The organism is Elioraea sp. Yellowstone (assembly GCF_006704265.1).
Classification (GTDB): domain Bacteria; phylum Pseudomonadota; class Alphaproteobacteria; order Acetobacterales; family Acetobacteraceae; genus Elioraea.
Window position 1 is genome coordinate 1 of sequence record NZ_VIKA01000291.1, and the last position, 1,153, is coordinate 1,153.

At 77.8% G+C, this 1,153-nt stretch carries 3 protein-coding genes; 1 reads left to right on the forward strand and 2 read right to left on the reverse strand.

Features of this window, described 5'->3' with window-relative positions:
* On the reverse strand, positions 1–141 hold a 141-nt coding region (locus FK498_RS20250), incomplete at its 3' end, for a zf-HC2 domain-containing protein (protein WP_202614937.1).
* The gene (locus FK498_RS18765; protein WP_141857229.1) at positions 138–650 is read right to left on the reverse strand and encodes an RNA polymerase sigma factor; all 513 of its coding nucleotides are present in this window, start codon (positions 648–650) and stop codon (positions 138–140) included. The genes FK498_RS18765 and FK498_RS20250, both read right to left, overlap by 4 nt.
* Before the next feature lie 84 nt (positions 651–734).
* Between FK498_RS18765 and FK498_RS18770 the strand changes: the two genes are divergently transcribed.
* Positions 735–1,153, forward strand: a 419-nt coding sequence (locus FK498_RS18770) for a hypothetical protein (protein ID WP_202614938.1), incomplete at its 3' end; no start/stop codon positions are given.

Genomic DNA, 1,153 nt, shown 5'->3' on the forward strand with positions numbered 1-1,153 from the left:
CCCCCGCCCCCCCCCGCGGCGCCGGGGGGGGGGGGGGGGCCGGGCCGCGACCGCCGCGCGCACGCGCGCCGCCTCCTCCGCGTCGAGCTCGCCATCGGCATAGGCGGTGAGCGTCTCGTCGGAAACCGATGCGCGGGTCATGGCACGTCCTCGTCCTGGAGCTGGCCCAGCGCCCGCGCGAGCTTCACCCGGGCGCGCGACAGCCGGCTCATCACCGTGCCCACCGGCACCTCCAGCACCTGCGCCGCCTCGCGGTAGGAGAGCTCCTCGACGCAGACCAGCACCACCACCTCCCGGCTCTCCGGCGGCAGCGCCGCGATCGCCTCGCGCGCCTTGGCCAGCAAGAGCCGCGTCTCCGTCACCGCCCGCCCGTCCCATCCCGCCTGCTCCGCAACCTCGTCGAGGGCGGCGTGCTCGCCGCCGCGCGCCCCGGACCGCCGGGCCGCATCGATCCAAACGTTGCGCAGGATGCGGAACATCCACGCATCGAGGCGCGTTCCCGGCTGGAATGTGTCACGCGCGCGCAAGGCCCGCTCGCAGGCGCTCTGCACCAGGTCGTCGGCCCGGTCGGCCGAGCCGGCGAGCGCGCGGGCGAAGCGGCGCAGCCGCGGCAACAGGGCGACGAGCTCATGGGCGAAGTCGGAAGCCACGGGATGTGGATCCTGTCGGCGGGGCGAGCGGCGGTGGCGGGGACATTAGGCCGAACGGGCCCCGATCGGGTAGGCTCGGCCGCCATGGGCGGAGGGAGCGGCAGACCGGGCACGGGGCGGCTGCGCCGGCTGCTGCCGGCGCTGCTGCTCGGGTTCGCATTGGCGCTGCCGGCGGCGGCAGACGATGACGATTCCGACGATGGCGGGGCCCCCGGCGCCGCCGGCGCGCCGGGCGGGGGCGAGGGGCGCGGCGGACGGATGGCTCTCGGCCCGAACCCCGGCACCGATATCCGCCGCGATGTCCGCAACCTGATGGACATGCTGTTCGGCCGCCCGGCCCCCTCGCTCCGCCCGCTGCCGCTGCCGCCCGCCGCACCCGACGCGCCCGAGGCCGAGCCGGGCGAGCTCGTGGTGCGCGGGCTCGGCCCGACGGCGCGCGCCCAGGCGCTGGCCGAGGGCTTCACCGTGGTCGCCGAGCGCGGCGCGCTGGCCCGCCTGCGCGC